16 protein-coding genes are annotated in these 19,256 nt (G+C 42.4%); 14 read left to right on the forward strand and 2 right to left on the reverse strand.

Annotation, left to right across the window (positions count from 1 at the left end; translation table 11 throughout):
- Positions 1-5: 5 nt before the first annotated feature.
- From purE to purB, 5 genes are read left to right on the forward strand one after another with little or no spacing between them, the layout of a single operon-like run.
- The gene (gene purE, locus EKB01_RS08565; protein WP_033605793.1) at positions 6-494 is read left to right on the forward strand and encodes a 5-(carboxyamino)imidazole ribonucleotide mutase; all 489 of its coding nucleotides are present in this window, start codon (positions 6-8) and stop codon (positions 492-494) included.
- Positions 481-1,575, forward strand: a complete 1,095-nt coding sequence (purK, locus tag EKB01_RS08570; RefSeq protein ID WP_084852964.1) for a 5-(carboxyamino)imidazole ribonucleotide synthase — start codon at positions 481-483, stop codon at positions 1,573-1,575. Before purE ends, purK begins: the two co-directional genes overlap by 14 nt.
- A gap of 56 nt (positions 1,576-1,631) precedes the next feature.
- On the forward strand, positions 1,632-2,765 hold the full coding sequence (locus tag EKB01_RS08575) for a DUF262 domain-containing protein (protein ID WP_084852965.1): 1,134 nt from the start codon (positions 1,632-1,634) through the stop codon (positions 2,763-2,765).
- Positions 2,755-3,729: a hypothetical protein gene (locus tag EKB01_RS08580; protein ID WP_084939640.1), complete on the forward strand. Its 975-nt coding sequence runs from the start codon at positions 2,755-2,757 to the stop codon at positions 3,727-3,729. Before EKB01_RS08575 ends, EKB01_RS08580 begins: the two co-directional genes overlap by 11 nt.
- A 33-nt stretch (positions 3,730-3,762) precedes the next feature.
- On the forward strand, positions 3,763-5,061 hold the full coding sequence (purB, locus tag EKB01_RS08585) for an adenylosuccinate lyase (RefSeq protein WP_167266597.1): 1,299 nt from the start codon (positions 3,763-3,765) through the stop codon (positions 5,059-5,061).
- Positions 5,062-5,118: 57 nt separating this feature from the next.
- Here purB and strH read toward each other — a convergent pair whose 3' ends face one another.
- Together strH and EKB01_RS08595 are read right to left on the reverse strand one after the other, a co-directional pair.
- Positions 5,119-8,874 (reverse strand): LPXTG-anchored beta-N-acetylhexosaminidase StrH, encoded by a 3,756-nt coding sequence (strH, locus tag EKB01_RS08590; RefSeq protein ID WP_167266600.1) that lies wholly within the window; start codon positions 8,872-8,874, stop codon positions 5,119-5,121.
- A gap of 294 nt (positions 8,875-9,168) precedes the next feature.
- On the reverse strand, positions 9,169-9,927 hold the full coding sequence (locus EKB01_RS08595) for a GntR family transcriptional regulator (protein ID WP_162278992.1): 759 nt from the start codon (positions 9,925-9,927) through the stop codon (positions 9,169-9,171).
- A gap of 279 nt (positions 9,928-10,206) precedes the next feature.
- On the opposite strand from EKB01_RS08595, the gene EKB01_RS08600 reads away from it, so the two are divergent.
- The 9 genes from EKB01_RS08600 (at position 10,207) to EKB01_RS08640 (ending at position 19,190) form a co-directional block, all read left to right on the forward strand.
- On the forward strand, positions 10,207-11,994 hold the full coding sequence (locus EKB01_RS08600; RefSeq protein ID WP_167266602.1) for a beta-galactosidase family protein: 1,788 nt from the start codon (positions 10,207-10,209) through the stop codon (positions 11,992-11,994).
- Positions 11,991-12,467, forward strand: coding sequence for a PTS system mannose/fructose/N-acetylgalactosamine-transporter subunit IIB (locus EKB01_RS08605; RefSeq protein WP_000156968.1), 477 nt, complete (start codon positions 11,991-11,993; stop codon positions 12,465-12,467). The genes EKB01_RS08600 and EKB01_RS08605 overlap by 4 nt, the downstream gene beginning before the upstream one ends.
- Before the next feature lie 26 nt (positions 12,468-12,493).
- Positions 12,494-13,399, forward strand: a complete 906-nt coding sequence (locus EKB01_RS08610) for a PTS mannose/fructose/sorbose/N-acetylgalactosamine transporter subunit IIC (protein ID WP_049520507.1) — start codon at positions 12,494-12,496, stop codon at positions 13,397-13,399.
- Complete coding sequence (locus EKB01_RS08615) at positions 13,386-14,207, forward strand: PTS system mannose/fructose/sorbose family transporter subunit IID (RefSeq protein ID WP_167266605.1); 822 nt, start codon at positions 13,386-13,388, stop codon at positions 14,205-14,207. Before EKB01_RS08610 ends, EKB01_RS08615 begins: the two co-directional genes overlap by 14 nt.
- A gap of 3 nt (positions 14,208-14,210) precedes the next feature.
- On the forward strand, positions 14,211-14,615 hold the full coding sequence (locus EKB01_RS08620) for a PTS sugar transporter subunit IIA (RefSeq protein ID WP_044020044.1): 405 nt from the start codon (positions 14,211-14,213) through the stop codon (positions 14,613-14,615).
- A 256-nt stretch (positions 14,616-14,871) separates the two neighbouring features.
- Complete coding sequence (locus EKB01_RS08625; protein ID WP_167266608.1) at positions 14,872-16,038, forward strand: SIS domain-containing protein; 1,167 nt, start codon at positions 14,872-14,874, stop codon at positions 16,036-16,038.
- Positions 16,039-16,048: 10 nt separating this feature from the next.
- Positions 16,049-17,044, forward strand: a complete 996-nt coding sequence (gene lacD, locus EKB01_RS08630; protein WP_167266610.1) for a tagatose-bisphosphate aldolase — start codon at positions 16,049-16,051, stop codon at positions 17,042-17,044.
- Between the two features lie 146 nt (positions 17,045-17,190).
- Complete coding sequence (locus tag EKB01_RS08635) at positions 17,191-18,228, forward strand: aldose epimerase family protein (RefSeq protein ID WP_167266613.1); 1,038 nt, start codon at positions 17,191-17,193, stop codon at positions 18,226-18,228.
- A gap of 107 nt (positions 18,229-18,335) precedes the next feature.
- Entirely contained in the window at positions 18,336-19,190 is an 855-nt protein-coding gene (locus EKB01_RS08640; RefSeq protein WP_167266616.1) for a VOC family protein, read from the forward strand.
- The last annotated feature ends 66 nt before the right edge of the window (positions 19,191-19,256 follow it).

A 19,256-nucleotide genomic window follows, 5' to 3' on the forward strand; every position in this document is an offset into this window, starting at 1 on the left:
AAAATATGAAACCAATTATTTCCATTATCATGGGCTCAAAATCCGACTGGGCAACCATGCAAAAAACAGCCGAAGTCCTAGACCGTTTCGGTGTGGCCTACGAAAAGAAGGTTGTCTCTGCCCACCGTACACCAGACCTCATGTTCAGACATGCTGAAGAAGCTCGTAGCCGTGGTATCAAGGTCATTATTGCAGGTGCTGGCGGCGCAGCCCATTTGCCAGGAATGGTCGCAGCCAAAACAACCCTTCCTGTCATCGGTGTACCTGTCAAATCGCGTGCTCTTAGCGGTGTGGACTCGCTCTACTCTATCGTACAGATGCCGGGTGGCGTGCCTGTGGCGACAATGGCTATCGGTGAAGCAGGTGCGACAAATGCGGCACTCTTTGCCCTCCGTCTCCTGTCAGTAGAGGATCAGGCTATCGCGACAGCTTTGGCAGATTTCGCAGAAGAACAAGGAAAAATCGCAGAGGAGTCTACCAATGAGCTCATCTAAAACAATCGGAATTATCGGTGGCGGTCAGCTGGGTCAGATGATGGCCATTTCTGCTATCTACATGGGGCACAAGGTCATCGCGCTGGATCCTGCGGCGGATTGCCCAGCTTCTCGTGTGGCGGAAATCATCGTGGCTCCCTATAACGATGTGAACGCTCTCCGTCAGCTGGCTGAGCGATGTGATGTCCTCACCTATGAGTTTGAAAATGTCGATGCCAACGGTTTGGATGCTGTTATCAAGGATGGTCAGCTTCCTCAAGGAACAGACCTGCTTCGCATTTCGCAAAATCGTATCTTTGAAAAGGACTTTCTCTCAAACAAGGCTCAAGTCACTGTGGCACCCTACAAGGTTGTGACTTCAAGTCAAGATTTGGCGGAGATTGACTTGTCCAAAAACTATGTCCTAAAGACTGCGACTGGTGGCTACGATGGGCATGGACAAAAGGTTATTCGTTCGGAAGAAGACTTGGAAGAAGCCCGTGCACTAGCCGACTCAGCAGACTGCGTCTTGGAAGAATTCGTCAACTTTGACCTTGAGATTTCTGTCATCGTATCAGGAAATGGCAAGGACGTGACGGTTTTCCCAGTTCAGGAAAATATCCACCGCAACAATATCCTGTCTAAGACCATCGTGCCAGCCCGCATTTCAGAAAGTCTAGCTGAAAAAGCTAAAACCATGGCCGTGCGAATCGCTGAGCAACTCAACTTGTCTGGAACGCTTTGCGTAGAAATGTTTGCGACGGCTGATGATATTATTGTCAATGAGATTGCCCCTCGGCCACACAACTCTGGCCACTACTCAATCGAAGCCTGCGACTTCTCCCAGTTTGATACCCATATCTTGGGCGTCCTTGGAGCACCGTTGCCATTCATCCACCTGCATGCGCCAGCTATCATGCTCAACGTACTCGGCCAACACGTCGAGGCCGCTGAAAAATATGTCACAGAAAATCCAAGCGCCCACCTCCACCTGTATGGTAAAATAGAAGCGAAGCACAACCGCAAGATGGGACATGTGACTTTGTTTAGTGATGTGCCGGATGAGGTTGAGGAGTTTGGGAAAGAAGAATTTGGAAACTAGAATATAAAATATAAATGTTATTATATTAACCAAAAAATCGTAAGGAGAGTGCGAAAGTGTCAAAAAAGGAAACAGGAATAGAACAAGTTGATATGCAATCTGATGAACTATCTAGTATTGATGAAAGTGTATTTAAAATTAGGTATTGGAATACGACATATACATTTGATAGAATATCTCAACTTTATAAAAAAAGAAAGTTTGTTATTCCTGACTTACAGAGGGCATACGTTTGGACACAAGATATGGCTTCACGATTAATCGATTCTATTTTACTTGGAATACCTCTACCAAATTTTTTCATTTACAAAAATGAAGATGATACAAATGATATTATAGATGGTTTACAGAGAATTATTACAATTTCAACATTCATAAATGAAGAAAATCTCCCCGATAAAAAAGTCGTTTTTAAATTAAGTAATAATAACTCAGTGAGTTCTAAATGGCGAGGAAAATCATTTGATGAATTAACATCAGAAGAGCAGGATCGATTGAGAGATGGTGAAGCAAATATTGTTTTTTTTGAACAACGTTTTCCATCAACAAGAAAGAATGATATAAAAAAACATGTATTTGAAAGAATCAATACTGGTGGAGTTAAGCTGACTTCTCAAGAAATAAGAAATGCCCTATATCCAGGTGATTTGATGGAAAAAATAAAAGAATTATCTGCTAGATGGAGTAAACTTGAAAGACGTTTTACTGAAAAAGATTATAAAAAGTATAAAATAGATGAATTGATTCTACGAATAATTACTGTCGATAGTATTGTTAGTAATAATTATGAAGGATTAGTAAGGAATAATGCCGGGAAGATTATCCGTTCCCCAATCTCAACATCCATCATATTGAAAAATCAACTTGATTGTTTTATGGAAAAATATCAAAGCGGTTATAAGGATATAGATATTTTTGATAAGGCATTGACTACATATTATTCAGATGAATATCAGAATTTTCTAGGTCGAAATAAAAATAATATAAATGCAGTGTATGCTGAAACTGTATTTATACTTCTAATGTCGGCGATTAGAAGCGGTGAAAGAATTAACTTTACTGAAAAAAGTTACGATAAAATTAAGAATTTAGACTCAGATAAAAAGCTTCCCTTTACTCGTAGAACAACAAATATAAGTAATTTACGAATGCGCATTGAAATTTTTAAAGAAATATTGAGTGGGGATTGAAATGAGGCGTTTTTTTGTAAGCTTGCCAAACTATCTTGAAGAAGATATTTGTTATATACAGTCGGAGTTAGATAGATTGGAAGAAAAGTTAGTAACAAAAGATGAGGAGAATAATATTGAGAAACGTCATCTAATTCTTCTTATAGCAACATTTACTGAGCAAGCTTTAAAATTGTTCAGAGATGATATTGTAAATGCTAATGAAGAAATTCCTGCACATATTAAAAAATATTTTGAATTGAAAAATGAAAAGGAGCCTCTTTATGTAAAGAAAAATAGTGGAGATTCTATTTTTACAAGCTTTGGTATAGATGTAGATAGTATTACATCTCAAAAAATCAACCAAAATAAACGTATAATGTTTTTTGAAGGGAATTCAGATTTAATTGAGTTTGAAAAAATAATCAATAAAAATAGAAATATGGCGGCACACGAAACTCAGCCAAATTTCACATTGAATTTTTCTAAGATAAAAAAATTTTATGATTATTGTTTGTTATTTTTAGAACATTATTATCAACAGTTGGAGTCAATTATAAATGATAGAAATGAAAGAAGTATTTTCTTTTCTATAGATAGATATACGGAATACTTTGTGAAGGAATTTTCCGAGGGGATTGAAATGTTTTATTTAAAAAACAAACCTTCGACAAATATCAATTCAAAGGTTAAGGAACAATTTTCAAAAGATGAGTGGGAGATAGTTTTTAAACAATTTCTTATGATGGATGACTCAAAAAAGGAAGATAATAACTTCCTAAAGTCAGGTATCCCAGAATCGGAGTTTACAATATTATCTCAAGACTTAATGAGGCCTAGAAGGGAATGGAGAGGATTAGGTGGTCAAGTTGCTATGGAGTCAAAGTGTTCTCGGTTAGCAGATATAGCAAAGGATAACAGAACATTTATAAAATTTCCGATAAAAATAAAAGATAAAGAAATATTTTTTGGTAGAATAAGATAAGAAATATTTTGTAGAATATTAAGGAGAAACAACATGATCAACCGTTACTCTCGCCCTGAGATGGCGAACATTTGGAGTGAAGAAAATAAATACCGTGCTTGGCTTGAGGTGGAAATCTTGGCTGACGAGGCATGGGCTGAGTTGGGAGAAATCCCTAAGGAAGATGTGGCTTTGATTCGCGAAAAGGCGGACTTTGACATTGACCGTATTTTGGAAATTGAGCAGGAGACGCGTCACGATGTGGTAGCTTTCACACGTGCGGTTTCTGAGACTCTTGGTGAAGAGCGCAAGTGGGTTCACTATGGGTTGACCTCTACTGACGTGGTGGATACTGCCTACGGTTACCTCTACAAGCAGGCCAACGACATCATCCGTCGTGACCTTGAAAACTTCACCAACATCATCGCTGATAAGGCTAAGGAGCACAAGTACACCATCATGATGGGTCGTACCCACGGTGTGCATGCGGAGCCGACAACTTTTGGTCTTAAATTGGCGACTTGGTACAGTGAAATGAAGCGTAATATCGAGCGTTTCGAGCATGCGGCTACTGGTGTAGAAGCTGGGAAAATCTCTGGCGCGGTTGGTAACTTTGCCAACATTCCTCCATTTGTAGAGCAATATGTCTGCGACAAGCTAGGTATCCGTGCCCAAGAAATTTCTACACAAGTCCTTCCTCGTGACCTTCATGCTGAGTACTTTGCAGTTCTTGCTAGCATCGCGACTTCAATCGAGCGTATGGCGACTGAGATTCGTGGTCTTCAAAAGTCTGAGCAACGCGAAGTGGAAGAATTCTTTGCCAAGGGGCAAAAAGGTTCATCAGCTATGCCTCACAAACGCAACCCAATCGGTTCTGAGAACATGACAGGTCTTGCGCGTGTCATCCGTGGCCACATGGTGACGGCCTATGAAAACGTTGCTCTCTGGCATGAACGCGACATTTCTCACTCATCAGCTGAGCGTATCATCACACCGGATACAACTATTCTGATCGACTACATGCTTAACCGTTTTGGAAATATCGTCAAGAACTTGACGGTCTTCCCAGAAAACATGATCCGCAATATGAACTCAACCTTCGGTCTGATCTTTAGCCAACGTGCGATGTTGACCTTGATTGAAAAAGGCATGACCCGTGAGCAAGCCTATGACTTGGTGCAACCGAAAACGGCTTACTCTTGGGACAACCAAGTAGACTTTAAACCACTTCTGGAAGCAGATCCAGAAGTAACCTCACGCCTCACTCAAGAGGAGATTGATGAAATCTTCAACCCAGCATACTACACCAAACGAGTGGATGATATCTTTGAACGTATCGGACTTGGTGATTAATCCTAACAATAAAAAGCGAGATTCAATCTCGCTTTTTTGCGTTCTTGTCGAAGGGGTTTAATCTTCTTTTCTCTTAGTGAGTCCGTAGGCTACTAGTGTAGCCATGAGTCCTGCTGCAACCAAGCCTGCAGAGTCTTGACTTCCTGTTGCAGGGAGTTGTTTTTCTTCTGCTTTACTAGTAGTTGCTTCAGCTAGCTCAGCTTTCTCAACGGCAGTTCCGACTTCGACCACCTGAGCTACCGCTTCCTGCGATACCGCACTATTGACAAGGGTTCTTTCTTCCTTGCCGTCAGCAGTAGTGCTGACAGAGTAGAAAATCGTACGGCGACCATTTACTCCAGCAACGACGATTTGCGTTTGTCCGAGTGGTAATTGCGGATTTTCGCGTGTTACGGTAGTGAATGGAATCTCTTCCTCTTGGATGTCCAGTCTAGGTTTTGCCTCTGCGGCTGGAGCAAGACCGTGTTCATCCCCTTTGTGAGTAATAGGGGCGCCGATTTCAACCACCTGGGTCACAGGTTCTTTGGTTACTTGGCTATCTAGAACCGTTTCTGTTTGTTTTCCATTTTCAGTAAGAACAGAGATGTAATGAGTGCGTTCGCCCTCTACACCTGGTGTGATGATCTTTTCTTGACCGGTTGGGAGGTTCGGATTTTCCTTCTTGATAACTTCAAATGGAATCTTTTCTGCTCTTGTGATGAGTTCCGGTTTGGTTTCGACATTGGCAGCTAGTTCGTTTTCATCGAGACTTCCTGAGTGGGTTGCTGCTGGTTTGAGGCCTAGGCGGGCTGCTTTGAGCTTGGCTACGAGAGCGTCTAGCTCGGCTTGTTTGTTACGGTTGAGGTTGTAGTTGAGAGCTTCTTTAGCTGCATTTAGGGCCTCCAAGCTCTCCTTGCTGTATCCATCCAAGTTTGCAGGGATTTGAGCAAGTTCCTCACGGAGTGCGTTGTAGTTAGCGTGGAAGTAGTCTTTGTTGTGATCTGCAAAGGCAGTCATGAGTTCAAAGATTTCTTCTTCCTTGTACTCAGCACTTGGTTTGTCTGCCCAGATAGCAAGCATGCTTCCGACGGTTGGAAGGTCTACTTCTGGATACTTGGTAGATGCAAGCTGGTTAAATGGTACTTTGCCAGAGTTTTCAAGTGCTTTTGATAGTGGGTAGGCTTCATCTGGTTTGTGATTACCTAGCACGTAGTACCAGTCTCCGTTGGTGTTAAGGAGTTTATAGCCTTTGCTTGCTAGGTACTGAGGAGTTGCAAGGTTATAGCCCCACCATCCTTTAGACCAGTAAGAGATGATGACATCCTTGTCAAACTCAACATCATCCTTGTCTTCATAGTAGAAACCATCGTTGAAGGCCATTGGTTGAAGGCCTCTTTCTTTGGCCATGGCAGCAAGAGTGTTAGAGTACTCAGCAAACTTGCCATAGAGATTGTAGTATTTTAGATAATACCAGCCTTGAGCGTTGGTGGCATCATTGGCATATTCGTCTGTACCGTAGTTGAAAATCTTAGTCTTGCCTGCAAAGAAGTCCATGTACTTGCCGATGAGGGCTTTAACAAAGTTCATCGCCTCTTCGTTTTCGAGGTCCATGGTTGTTTTGGAGACTTTATCAAAATTAGCTTGAGGGTTTGCGATGCCTAATTTTTCCATAGCAACGAGCATAGCATCCATGTGACCTGGGCTGTTGATCGCTGGGATGAGTCCGATACCTTTTGATTTTGCGTACTCGATCAATTCAGTGATTTCAGCTTGGCTAAGAGTGGTTCCGTTTGGATCATCGTAGTAAGCTTTTGTTCCTTCGATGATGGCCTTTTTGACATCGTCACTTGCATAAGTTTTTCCGTTAGCTGTGATGGTCATGTCATCAAGGAGGAAGCGAAGTCCATCATTTCCAAGGAGAAGATGCACATCAGAGTAGCCGAGCTCGCTCGCCTTGTCTACGATGCGTTTGAGTTGGTCGAGCGTGAAGTACTTACGTCCAGCATCGATGGAGATTACCTTGTTTTTGGCAAGTTTCTCAACTTCGCGTTTCGCGTCTTCTTCTTTTTGAGCTTCTGGTGTGAAGGTCAAATTGCTTACAGCTTCTTGGAGTTTTGCGATTGCTTGATCAATAGTGTCTTGTTGGGCACGGCTGAGGTTGCTATCGATTGAGCGAATGGCTTTTTCAGCTTCTTTGACAGCTGCTACACTTTCTGCAGTATAGCGGTTAAGGTCTGTTGGTACTTCTTTCAGAGCTTGCTCAGCAGACTCATAGTCAGCTGCGAAGTATTCAGCATTGGCATTTGCGAAGCTACGCATGAGTTTGAAGAGGCGTGATGGTGAATAGCGTGCAGATGGGGTATCTGCCCAAGCAGCTACCATACCACCGATGAACGGGATAGTAGCCCCATCAGATTTTGGTATAGAAGTGATTGGAGTGTTCTTGATACCATTGAGTCCTTGGTCGAGGTTGTACCAGCCTTGGCCATCGGCATTTCGTCCGAGGACGTAGTACCAAGCATCGTTGGTATTAAGGATTTGGTGGCCTTTTTCAACTAAAAGTTTAGAAGAAGCGACGTCGTATCCGCCCCATCCACCAGTCCACATAGAAACGATGATGTCTTTGTCAAAGGTTCCAAAGCTAGTGTCGCTATTGTAGTAGATACCATCGTTAAAGGCCATTGGTTTGAGACCGTGAGATTTGACGATGCGAGCAAGGTCATTGGCGTAGGCGATAAATTTCTCATATCCTCCTACAGGGTAGCCTTCATTTGGATAGTATTTATCAGCCTGGAGAACGCTCCATCCTTTGGCATCTGTAGCGTCGTTGGCATACTCGTCTAGCCCGATGTTGAAGATGTCAGATTTGCCAGCGAAGTAAGCAGCATACTTGTCGATCAGAGCTTTGGTAAATGCAACAGCTTCTTTGTTATCAAGGTCAACGGTACGAGCAGATTCCTTACCAAAGTAGTTGAAGTTCGGCTTTTGGATGCCTAGTTCTTTCATGGCATGCAAAATCGCATCCATGTGACCAGGGCTGTTTACAGTTGGGATGAGACCAATGCCTTTGTTTTTAGCATAGTTGATCAAGTCCGTCATCTGACTTTCTGTCAAATGGTTGCCGTTTGGATCCTTGTAGTAGGCATCGGTTCCGTTTTCGAGTGCACGTTTGACATCGTCGCTTGCATAGGTTTTGCCATTGGCTTTGATCGTCATGTCGTCCAACATAAAACGCATGCCGTCATTTCCAACTAGTAGATGAAGATCAGTATAACCGTAGTGTTTGGCTTTGTCGATGATTTCTTTGAGTTGGTCTGGAGAGAAGTACTTGCGTCCAGCGTCGATTGAGATCATTTTTCTTTTTGCCAGTTTTTCATTTACCTGAGCTGCTCGTTCCGTGCTAGGAGTGGCTACTGCAGGTGTGACGGCTTCATTTTTCTTTTCTGAAGGAGTGCTTTCAGCAGGAGTTTCAGCTGGGGCAGGGCTTTCTTTCTCGGTAGTAGGAGTTGGAGCAGCATTTTCTGTCACAACTGGTGTGCTTGACTCTTCTGTTTTTGGAGCAACTGTTCGAGGAGCCTCCTTGTCTTCTTTGACCTCCTCTTTTACAGGCTTGTTAGCCTTTTCTTCCAGTTTTTCTGGAACCTTGGAGTCTACAGCTTCTTTGACAGCTTGAGGACTCTCCTGAATAGTTTGAACAGTTTCTTCAGCTGTTGGAGCTGGAGTAATCCCGTCGGCAGATACGACTTGTGCGCTAAAAGCAAATCCTATCAGTACAGAAGCTGCCCCAACCGCGTATTTACGGATGGAGAAGCGCTGTTTCTTTTCTAGTTTCATGACAAAACCTCCTTGTTATTATCATATATGATAGCGTTTACATAAAACCGATTTTATTTTATTATCTAAGGAGTAAAATGTCAAGTGGGTTTATATAAGAACTATAATAAATAGAGGAAATCATAAGATTTAGAAGAAAATTATTTCCAGAAATGAGAAAGAGAAAGCTGATATTTAACTTGTTTTTAGTAAAAACGCTACTAATTAAATAAGAGTCCTCCATAGCGTTCTCACAACTTCTTTCTCGTGCTATAATGAATATAGAAAAAGCCTGAGCTAGGCTCAAGCTTTTTCTTAATGACCTCGATTACATGAGAGGAATTTAATTTTGTAGTAGTCTGCTCGCTTATACGTTTCACTATAGGCGAGGACTTGGCCAGTAGCCTCAAGTTTAGTAGTCTTCGTTTGGAAGACTGTTGGAAATTGCGTATCGATTCCAAGTACAGAAGCAACATGCTCTGGTGTTGGAAATGCGATTTCATTGATTTCCTCAAAATGTTCATCGTTCATGTGAATGCGGTAATCCAATTTGAAACGTTTATAGATAGAACTATAATAGTCAAGATTTGGATAGTTGGCATTGATGTATTGTTCAGGAATATAAGATGTGTGGTAGATGTAAGTTACGCCATTTGTTTGACGGGTACGTTCAATTTTGTAGTAGAACTGATCTCCACGTAATCCAAGCTTCTCTAGGTATTCAAGCTTGTTTCCGCGCTCGATAGAAAGGACAGTAACTTTATCATCTTTTGTTTCAAAGATTTCGACATCTGAAAACTCAACGAGTTTGTGCTTGCGGGCACGTGAAACGAAAGTCCCTTTCCCTTGTTGGCGGACAATATAGCCGTCTTTTGCAAGGTCATTCAAAGCACGCACAACAGTGATTGAACTAACATCATACATCGCGATCAATTCTGCTTCTGTATAAAATTTATCTCCACTTGCAAATTGACCAGAGATGATTTTGTTTTTTAATTCATCTTTAATATATTGGTATTTTGGAATAGCCATAATTTCACCTCGATTCTCTTTCTCCAACCTTGATTTTACCATAAATACAGACAAATTAGTAGTATTTAGGTAAAAAAAATTAAAATAATAGACTAAAAATGTTATGTTACATGTAAAAAATTCCATTTTATAACCTTGTGAATTATCATACATTAAAATATCGCTTTCATGCTATTTTTAGATAATTTTGGTAAATGGTAAGTAAAAAAATAGAAAAATTTTAAAGAATTTTCTAAAACCTATTGACAAATGCAAAAGATTTGATTATATTTAATATTATAATAAATGAAAGCGCAAACTTAATTCGTCAGAGGTGGTAACATGACAAGATTTAAAATTGAGGACGATTTCTATTTAGATGAGAAGCCGTTCAAGATTTTGTCTGGCGCCATTCATTATTTTAGGATTCCAGCAGAGGATTGGTGTCATTCTCTCTATAACTTAAAGGCGCTTGGCTTTAATACGGTCGAGACCTATGTAGCTTGGAATTTGCATGAACCCGTTGAAGGGGAATTTGATTTTGAAGGTGCCAGAAATTTGGAGAGGTTTCTTCAAATAGCACAAGATTTGGGTCTCTATGCCATTGTACGCCCGTCTCCATTTATCTGTGCGGAATGGGAATTTGGTGGCTTGCCGGCTTGGCTCTTGACCAAGGACATGCGAATCCGCTCGTCCGACCCGGCCTACATCGAGGCGGTTGCTCGCTATTATGACCAATTATTGCCGAGGCTTGTGCCTCGTTTGTTGGATAATGGTGGGAATATTCTCATGATGCAAGTCGAAAATGAATATGGCTCCTATGGAGAAGATAAGTCTTATCTACGAGCAATTCGGAAATTGATGGAAGACCGAGGGATTGATTGCCCACTCTTTACTTCAGATGGCCCATGGAGGGCTACTCTGAAAGCCGGAACCTTGATCGAAGATGACCTCTTTGTGACAGGGAACTTCGGCTCTAAAGCTCCGTACAACTTTTCACAGATGCAGGAATTCTTTGATGAGCATGGCAAGAAATGGCCTCTCATGTGTATGGAATTCTGGGATGGTTGGTTTAATCGTTGGAAAGAACCCATCATCACACGGGATCCTAAAGAATTGGCGGAAGCTGTTCGAGAGGTATTGGAACAAGGCTCTATCAACCTTTACATGTTCCATGGAGGGACAAACTTTGGTTTCATGAATGGTTGCTCGGCTCGAGGGACTCTGGATTTGCCACAAGTCACATCTTACGACTATGATGCCCTTCTCGATGAAGAAGGAAATCCAACTGCTAAATACCTAGCAGTCAAGAAGATGATGGCAACACACTTCCCAGAGTATCCACAGTTGGAACCACTCTATAAGGAAAGCATGGAGATAGGGTCCATTCCATTGGTCGAAAAAGTTTCCTTGTTTGAAACTCTGGATAGTCTCTCTAGTCCTACTGAGAGCCTCTATCCAAAAGCGATGGAAGAACTTGGTCAAAGTTATGGCTACCTTCTCTACCGCAATGAGGCAAGTTGGGATGCAGAAGAGGAACGTCTCCGTATTATCGATGGACGTGACCGAGCTCAACTCTTTGTAGATGGTCAATGGATTGCTACTCAATACCAGACAGAGATTGGTGAAGATATTTACTGTCAGGGAAATCGAGAAGGCTTTTCAGAAATTGATATCTTGATCGAAAATATGGGGCGTGTCAACTACGGTCATAAGTTCTTGGCAGATACGCAACGTAAAGGAATTCGTACAGGTGTCTGCAAAGATCTACATTTCTTACTGAATTGGAAACAATATCCACTGCCACTGGATAATCCTGAGAAGATTGATTTTTCAAAAGGATGGACAGAAGGACAACCAGCCTTTTACGCTTTCGACTTTACTGTTGAAGAGCCGAAGGATACCTACTTGGACTTGTCTGAGTTTGGTAAGGGAGTTGCCTTTGTCAACGGGCGTCACTTAGGACGTTTCTGGAACGTCGGCCCGACCCTCTCACTTTATATCCCTCATAGCTATCTCAAGGAAGGTGCTAACCGCATCATCATCTTTGAAACGGAGGGCGAATATAAAGAAGAGATTCATTTAACTCGTAAACCTACACTAAAACACATAAAGGGGGAAAACTTATGACAATTGTAGGATGCCGTATCGATGGACGTTTGATCCACGGTCAAGTAGCCAATCTTTGGGCTGGAAAACTAAATGTTTCACGCATTATGGTTGTAGACGACGAAGTTGTTAACAACGATATTGAAAAGAGTGGTTTGAAACTTGCGACACCGCCAGGTGTGAAACTCAGTATCTTGCCAGTTGAGAAAGCAGCAGCAAATATCCTTGCTGGTAAATACGATAGCCAACGTCTCTTTATCGTTGCACGTAAACCAGACCGTTTCCTTGGTTTGGTTGAAGCAGGTGTTCCACTTGAAACACTCAACGTCGGCAATATGTCTCAAACACCAGAAACTCGCTCTATCACACGTTCTATCAACGTGGTAGATAAGGATGTGGAAGACTTCCACAAACTGGCAGAAAAAGGTGTGAAACTCACTGCTCAAATGGTTCCAAATGATCCAGTTTCAGACTTTTTGAGCTTATTAAAATAGGAAAAAATTTTTAGGAGGTCATTGTTATGATACAATGGTGGCAAATTTTACTTCTCACTTTGTACTCAGCTTATCAAATCTGTGATGAGTTGACAATCGTTTCATCTGCAGGTTCCCCTGTATTCGCTGGTTTCATTACTGGTTTGATCATGGGAGATGTGACAACTGGTTTGTTTATCGGTGGTAGCTTGCAGTTGTTCGTTCTCGGGGTTGGTACCTTCGGTGGTGCTTCTCGTATCGACGCAACTTCTGGTGCGGTTCTTGCAACAGCATTCTCTATCTCTCAAGGTATTGATACAGACCTTGCGATTACAACAATCGCTGTACCAGTAGCAGCACTTTTGACATACTTCGACGTTCTTGGACGTATGACAACTACTTTCTTTGCACACCGTATTGATGCTGCGATCGAACGCTTTGACTACAAAGGTATCGAACGTAACTACCTACTTGGTGCGCTTCCATGGGCTCTTTCTCGTGCCCTTCCAGTATTCTTCGCTCTTGCTTTTGGTGGTGCTTTCGTACAATCAGTAGTAGACCTTGTTAAAGAATACCAATGGGTTGCAGACGGTTTGACTCTTGCAGGTCGTATGCTTCCAGGTCTTGGATTCGCTATCTTGCTTCGTTACCTTCCAGTTAAACGTAACCTTCACTACCTTGCTATGGGATTTGGTTTGACAGCTATGTTGACTGTTCTTTACTCAAACGTACAAAGTCTTGGTGGAGCAGTTGCTGGTATCATTAGCACTCTTCCTGCTGAAGTTGCTGAAAAAATTGGCTTTGTTAACAACTTCAAAGGATTGTCTATGATCGGTATCTCTATCGTGGGTATCTTCCTTGCAGTTGTTCACTTCAAGAACAGCCAAAAAGTTGCTGTAGCAGCACCTTCTACACCATCAGAAAGTGGGGAAATTGAAGATGACGAATTCTAATTACAAATTAACAAAAGAAGATTTTAATCAAATTAACAAACGTAGCTTGTTCACTTTCCAATTGGGATGGAACTACGAACGTATGCAAGCATCAGGTTACCTATACATGATCTTGCCACAATTGCGTAAAATGTATGGAGATGGAACTCCTGAGTTGAAAGAAATGATGAAAGTTCATACTCAATTCTTCAACACTTCACCATTCTTCCACACAATCATCGCTGGTTTTGACCTTGCCATGGAAGAAAAAGATGGCGTTGTCTCTAAAGATGCGGTTAACGGTATCAAGACAGGTTTGATGGGACCATTCGCTCCTCTTGGAGATACTATCTTTGGTTCACTTGTACCTGCTATCATGGGATCTATCGCTGCAACAATGGCTATCGCTGGTCAACCTTGGGGTATCTTCCTTTGGATCGCAGTTGCAGTTGCTTATGACATCTTCCGTTGGAAACAGTTGGAATTTGCCTACAAAGAAGGGGTTAACCTTATCAACAACATGCAAAGTACTTTGACAGCTTTGATTGAAGCTGCATCTGTACTTGGTGTGTTCATGATGGGTGCTCTTGTAGCAACAATGATCAACTTTGAAATTTCATACAAATTGCCAATCGGTGAAAAGATGATTGACTTCCAAGATATCTTGAACTCAATCTTCCCACGCTTGCTTCCAGCAATCTTCACTGCCTTTATCTTCTGGTTGCTTGGTAAGAAAGGTATGAACTCTACTAAAGCAATCGGTATCATTATCGTTCTTGCAGTAGGTCTTTCATTCATCGGTAAATTCTTGCTTGGAATGGGCGCATAATTTATGACTAAATCATTAATTTTGGTGAGTCATGGTCGTTTCTGTGAAGAACTTAAAGGTAGCACAGAAATGATCATGGGTCCACAGGACAACATTCATGCAGTGGCCCTTCTTCCAGAAGATGGCCCAGAAGAATTTACTGCAAAATTTGAAGCTGCTATCGAAGGATTGGATGATTTCCTAGTCTTTGCGGACCTTCTCGGTGGTACACCATGTAACGTGGTAAGCCGTTTGATTATGGAAGGTCGCGACATTGAACTCTACGCAGGGATGAATCTTCCAATGGTGATTGAATTTATCAATGCCAGCCTTACAGGTGCAGATGCAGACTACAAGAGCCGTGCTGCAGAAAGCATTGTAAAAGTCAACGATCTGTTAGCGGGCTTCGATGATGACGAAGACGAATAATACTCTTCGAAAATCACATTCAAACTACGTCAGCGTCGCCTTGCCGTATAGATGTTACTGACTTCGTCAGTTCTATCTGCAACCTCAAAGCAGTGCTTTGAGCAACCTGCGGCTAGCTTCCTAGTTTGCTCTTTGATTTTCATTGAGTATAAGATGTAACTTAGAGCATCTTATATAGAATATACATGGGAATGGGAGTCACTCCCATTCCCATATTTTCAATAAGAATGAAACAACAATAGATTAGAGGAACTCTATGCTAAATTACACAAAAGAAGAATTACTTGAACTGGGTGCAGAAATCACGACTCGTGAGATCTACCAACAGCCCGATGTATGGAAAGAAGCTTTTGAAGCCTATCAAGCGAAACGTGAAGAAATTGCAGCCTTTCTGCAAGGTATCGCTGATAGACATGACTATATTAAGGTTATCTTGACAGGTGCTGGGACTTCTGCTTATGTGGGAGATACCTTGGTGCCTTACTTTAAGGAAGTCTATGACGAGCGCAAATGGAATTTCAATTCTATTGCGACAACAGATATTGTTGCCAATCCAGAAACCTATCTGAAAAAAGATGTGGCAACTGTCCTTGTATCCTTTGCTCGTAGCGGAAATTCACCTGAAAGTGTGGCAACAGTTGATTTGGCTAAAGCCTTGGTTGATGACCTCTATCAAGTGACCATTACATGTGCTGCAGATGGTAAATTGGCGCTTCAAGCTCATGGCGATGAGCGCAATCTTTTGCTCTTGCAACCAGCTGCTTCTAATGACGCTGGATTTGCTATGACTTCTAGCTTTACATCTATGATGTTGACAGCCCTCTTGGTTTTTGATCCTACAGAATTTGCTGTGAAAGCTGAACGTTTTGAAGTTGTATCTAGCCTTGCGCGTAAGATCCTAGACAATGCAGAAGATGTCAAAGAGTTGGTTGATCTTGACTTTAACCGTGTCATCTATCTAGGTGCAGGTCCTTTCTTCGGCCTTGCTCATGAAGCTCAGCTCAAGATTTTGGAATTAACAGCTGGTCAAGTGGCGACTATGTATGAAAGTCCAGTTGGCTTCCGTCACGGTCCAAAATCACTGATCAACGAAGAGACAGTTGTTTTGGTATTTAGTACAACGACAGACTACACTCGCAAGTATGATTTGGACTTGGTTCGTGAAGTTGCTGGTGATCAGATTGCTCGTCGTGTCGTTCTTTTGAGTGATCAAGCCTTTGGTCTTGAAAATGTCAAAGAAGTAGCTCTTGGCTGTGATGGAGTCTTGAATGATATTTACCGTGTCTTCCCTTACATCGTATATGCTCAACTCTTTGCCCTTTTGACTTCGCTTAAGGTCAAAAATAAACCAGATACACCGTCTCCTACAGGTACAGTAAACCGTGTGGTACAAGGTGTTATCATTCATGACTATCAAAAATAAGGAAGTATCTATGAGTAAATTACAATTAAGTCCCAATAAAGTAGCTTGCTTGCAAAAACTCTCTGACGAGAACGGCATTATCTCAGCCCTTGCCTTTGACCAACGTGGTGCTTTGAAACGCCTTATGGCTCAATACCAAACGGAAGAGCCAACAGTGGCTCAAATGGAAGAACTCAAAGTCTTGGTTGCAGATGAATTGACAAAATACGCATCATCTATGCTTCTTGACCCTGAGTATGGTCTCCCAGCTACAAAAGCGCTTGATGCCAATGCTGGTCTTCTCCTTGCTTATGAGAAAACTGGCTACGACACAACAAGCACCAAACGCTTGCCTGACTGCTTGGATGTTTGGTCTGCAAAACGCATCAAGGAACAAGGCGCAGATGCTGTGAAGTTCTTGCTTTACTATGACGTAGACAGCGCTGACGAACTCAACCAAGAAAAACAAGCCTACATCGAACGTATCGGTTCTGAGTGTGTGGCGGAAGACATTCCGTTCTTCCTTGAAATCTTGGCTTACGATGAAAAAATCACTGACGCAGGTTCTGCAGAATACGCCAAAGTGAAACCACATAAGGTTATTGGTGCTATGAAGGTCTTCTCAGACCCACGCTTTAACATCGATGTCTTGAAAGTAGAAGTTCCAGTTAACGTCAAATACGTTGAAGGCTTTGGTGATGGAGAAATCGTTCATACACGTGAAGAAGCAGCAGCCTTCTTCAAAGCTCAAGATGAAGCAACAAATCTTCCATACATCTACTTGAGTGCAGGTGTGTCAGCTAAACTCTTCCAAGAAACACTAGTCTTTGCCCACGAATCAGGCGCAAACTTCAACGGCGTTCTTTGTGGCCGTGCTACATGGGCTGGATCAGTTGAAGCCTACATCAAAGACGGTGAAGCAGCAGCTCGTGAGTGGTTGCGTACAACAGGTTTTGAGAACATTGACGAACTCAACAAGGTTCTTCAAACAACAGCGACTTCATGGACTGAACGTGTAGAAGCATAAAATGAGAATAGAAGAATTCCCTTTTGTTAAGAAGATATTTAAGGTTTTCTGACAAAGGATTCTGAAAATAGAAACTACAACCATAGATGGTGCATACACTCTCTATGGTTTGTTTACTTAAGAGAAATGGATTAAAGGAGAGAAGAATGAAAGCATACACAGAGCGTGTATTTGGAAATCATGAGTGCAAGGATGTCTTGGCCTATCGCTTTGAGACTGACAGTGGCTACCAACTTGAGGTCATGACTTATGGTGCAACCATCTTGCGCTATGTCACACCTGACAAGGCTGGAAATTTTGCCAATGTGATCTTGGGCTTTGATGATTTTGATAGCTATGTAGGCAATAGTCCCAAGCATGGAGCAAGTGTAGGTCCTGTAGCGGGCCGTATTGCAGGTGCGACATTTGAGCTCAATGGCAAGACCTATGACCTTGAAGTCAACAATGCTAGCAACTGTAACCACAGTGGTTCAACAGGTTGGGATTCGAGCTTGTTTGAATTGGTCGAGGTGAGCGACCATGGCTTGACCCTCTACACAGAGCGTACAGACGGGACAGGAGGATTTCCTGGTAATCTTAAGATTTGGATTAGCTACCACTTGGAAGAAACTGGTGCCTACGAAGTCAGCTATAAGGTGACGACAGATCAGGATACGCTGGTCAATCCAACTAATCACAGCTACTTCAACTTGTCTGGTGATTTCACGCAGACAGTTGACCGCCATGTCTTCCAACTAAACACAGAGGGCATTTACCCAATTGCTCCGGACGGTGTTCCAGCAAAAACTCCAGATGCCAATCGCGATGTGGTGAAACACATCTACAATGGTGCTTTGTTGAAGGATATCTTTGCAGAGGACGATGAGCAAATCCAGTTGGTATCTGGTTTGGATCACCCATTTGCTCTTCCTGCAGGTCATGACAATGCTGGTTTCCTTTATGACCAACACTCAGGTCGTTTCCTACTTTTCAAGACAGAGGCCCCTTGCTTTGTGGTCTACACAGCAAACTTTGTGGACGAGAGTGTCATCATAGGAGGTCAGCCAATGGTACAGCACAATGGGATTGCCCTTGAAGCGCAAGCTTTACCAGATGCCATTCACAGTGACTTCAAAGACCAAGTCATTCTCAAAGCAGGGCAAACCTTTACCAGCAAAACTCGCTACGAGCTTGTTGTTAAATAAAAAGAAGAGCTGGTTTTCAGCTCTTTTGAGTTGTCTTCGTTGACTTTTCATCTCAATAGTGTATAATTGATGTAATTAATAAAGTTACAACAAAAAGGAGACACCCTATGACTTATGCTTACCAAAGCCATATTTACCTAGCAGAGGTGGCTTTAAATGTCAAGGATTTGACGAGTCAAACGGCTTTTTATCACCAGATTATTGGCTTGGAGATTTTATCGCAAACGGAGACAGAAGCGATTTTGGGACTTGGTAGAAAAGCCTTGGTTCACTTGATTCAGGCAGAAAAGGCTGGCGAAGTAAGGGAGCATTATGGACTCTACCATCTGGCGATTTTGTTGCCGACACGAAAAGCCTTGGCAGATGTCTTGAGACACCTAAGTGATTTACGCATTCCTCTGGTTGGGGGTGCAGATCATGGATACAGCGAGGCTCTTTATCTAGAGGATTTGGAAGGAAATGGCATTGAACTCTACCGTGATAAGCCAGTGTCTTCATGGGATATTCGAGAAGACGGCCGCATTATCGGTGTGACCGAAGCCCTTGCGGCACAGGATATCTATGAGTTAGGGGAAAAGGTGGATCCCTTTATCCTAGCTGAAGGGACGAGAATGGGGCATATCCATCTATCGGTGAAGGATAGCCGCGCGGCGAGTCAGTTTTATCAAAAGGTGTTAGGGCTAGAAGATAAATTTAGCATTCCTAGTGCTAGTTGGATAGCGGCTGGTCAGTACCATCACCACCTGGCTGTCAACGAATGGGCTGGAAAAGGGCTAGCTCCGCGTGAACAAGGCTTGCCGGGCTTGGCCTACTATGTCCTTGAGGTCGAAAGCAAGGAGGAACTTTTGAACATCGTTAAGCAAGCACAAGAGCTAGAAGCACCGATCAAGTGGTTAAATTCGAGTGAGTTGGATTTGGTAGATCCAGATGGGATTGTGACCCGTATTCGCTTGGCACGATGAGATATGAAAAACACATCATAGACATAGAAAAAGGCGGACAAGCTCGTATTCTGTTTTTAGAATGCG

The organism is Streptococcus sp. CCUG 71758, from assembly GCF_011714815.1.
GTDB classification, from domain to species: domain Bacteria; phylum Bacillota; class Bacilli; order Lactobacillales; family Streptococcaceae; genus Streptococcus; species Streptococcus halitosis.

Excerpts from the sequence above, each read along its gene's own strand:
- purE (WP_033605793.1), top strand. The coding sequence starts at position 6 with ATGAAACCAATTATTTCCATTATCATGGGCTCAAAATCCGACTGGGCA.
- purK (WP_084852964.1), top strand. The coding sequence starts at position 481 with ATGAGCTCATCTAAAACAATCGGAATTATCGGTGGCGGTCAGCTGGGT.
- purB (WP_167266597.1), top strand. The coding sequence starts at position 3,763 with ATGATCAACCGTTACTCTCGCCCTGAGATGGCGAACATTTGGAGTGAA.
- strH (WP_167266600.1), bottom strand. The coding sequence starts at position 8,874 with ATGAAACTAGAAAAGAAACAGCGCTTCTCCATCCGTAAATACGCGGTT.
- EKB01_RS08595 (WP_162278992.1), bottom strand. The coding sequence starts at position 9,927 with ATGGTAAAATCAAGGTTGGAGAAAGAGAATCGAGGTGAAATTATGGCT.
- EKB01_RS08600 (WP_167266602.1), top strand. The coding sequence starts at position 10,207 with ATGACAAGATTTAAAATTGAGGACGATTTCTATTTAGATGAGAAGCCG.
- EKB01_RS08605 (WP_000156968.1), top strand. The coding sequence starts at position 11,991 with ATGACAATTGTAGGATGCCGTATCGATGGACGTTTGATCCACGGTCAA.
- EKB01_RS08610 (WP_049520507.1), top strand. The coding sequence starts at position 12,494 with ATGATACAATGGTGGCAAATTTTACTTCTCACTTTGTACTCAGCTTAT.
- EKB01_RS08615 (WP_167266605.1), top strand. The coding sequence starts at position 13,386 with ATGACGAATTCTAATTACAAATTAACAAAAGAAGATTTTAATCAAATT.
- EKB01_RS08620 (WP_044020044.1), top strand. The coding sequence starts at position 14,211 with ATGACTAAATCATTAATTTTGGTGAGTCATGGTCGTTTCTGTGAAGAA.
- EKB01_RS08625 (WP_167266608.1), top strand. The coding sequence starts at position 14,872 with ATGCTAAATTACACAAAAGAAGAATTACTTGAACTGGGTGCAGAAATC.
- lacD (WP_167266610.1), top strand. The coding sequence starts at position 16,049 with ATGAGTAAATTACAATTAAGTCCCAATAAAGTAGCTTGCTTGCAAAAA.
- EKB01_RS08635 (WP_167266613.1), top strand. The coding sequence starts at position 17,191 with ATGAAAGCATACACAGAGCGTGTATTTGGAAATCATGAGTGCAAGGAT.
- EKB01_RS08640 (WP_167266616.1), top strand. The coding sequence starts at position 18,336 with ATGACTTATGCTTACCAAAGCCATATTTACCTAGCAGAGGTGGCTTTA.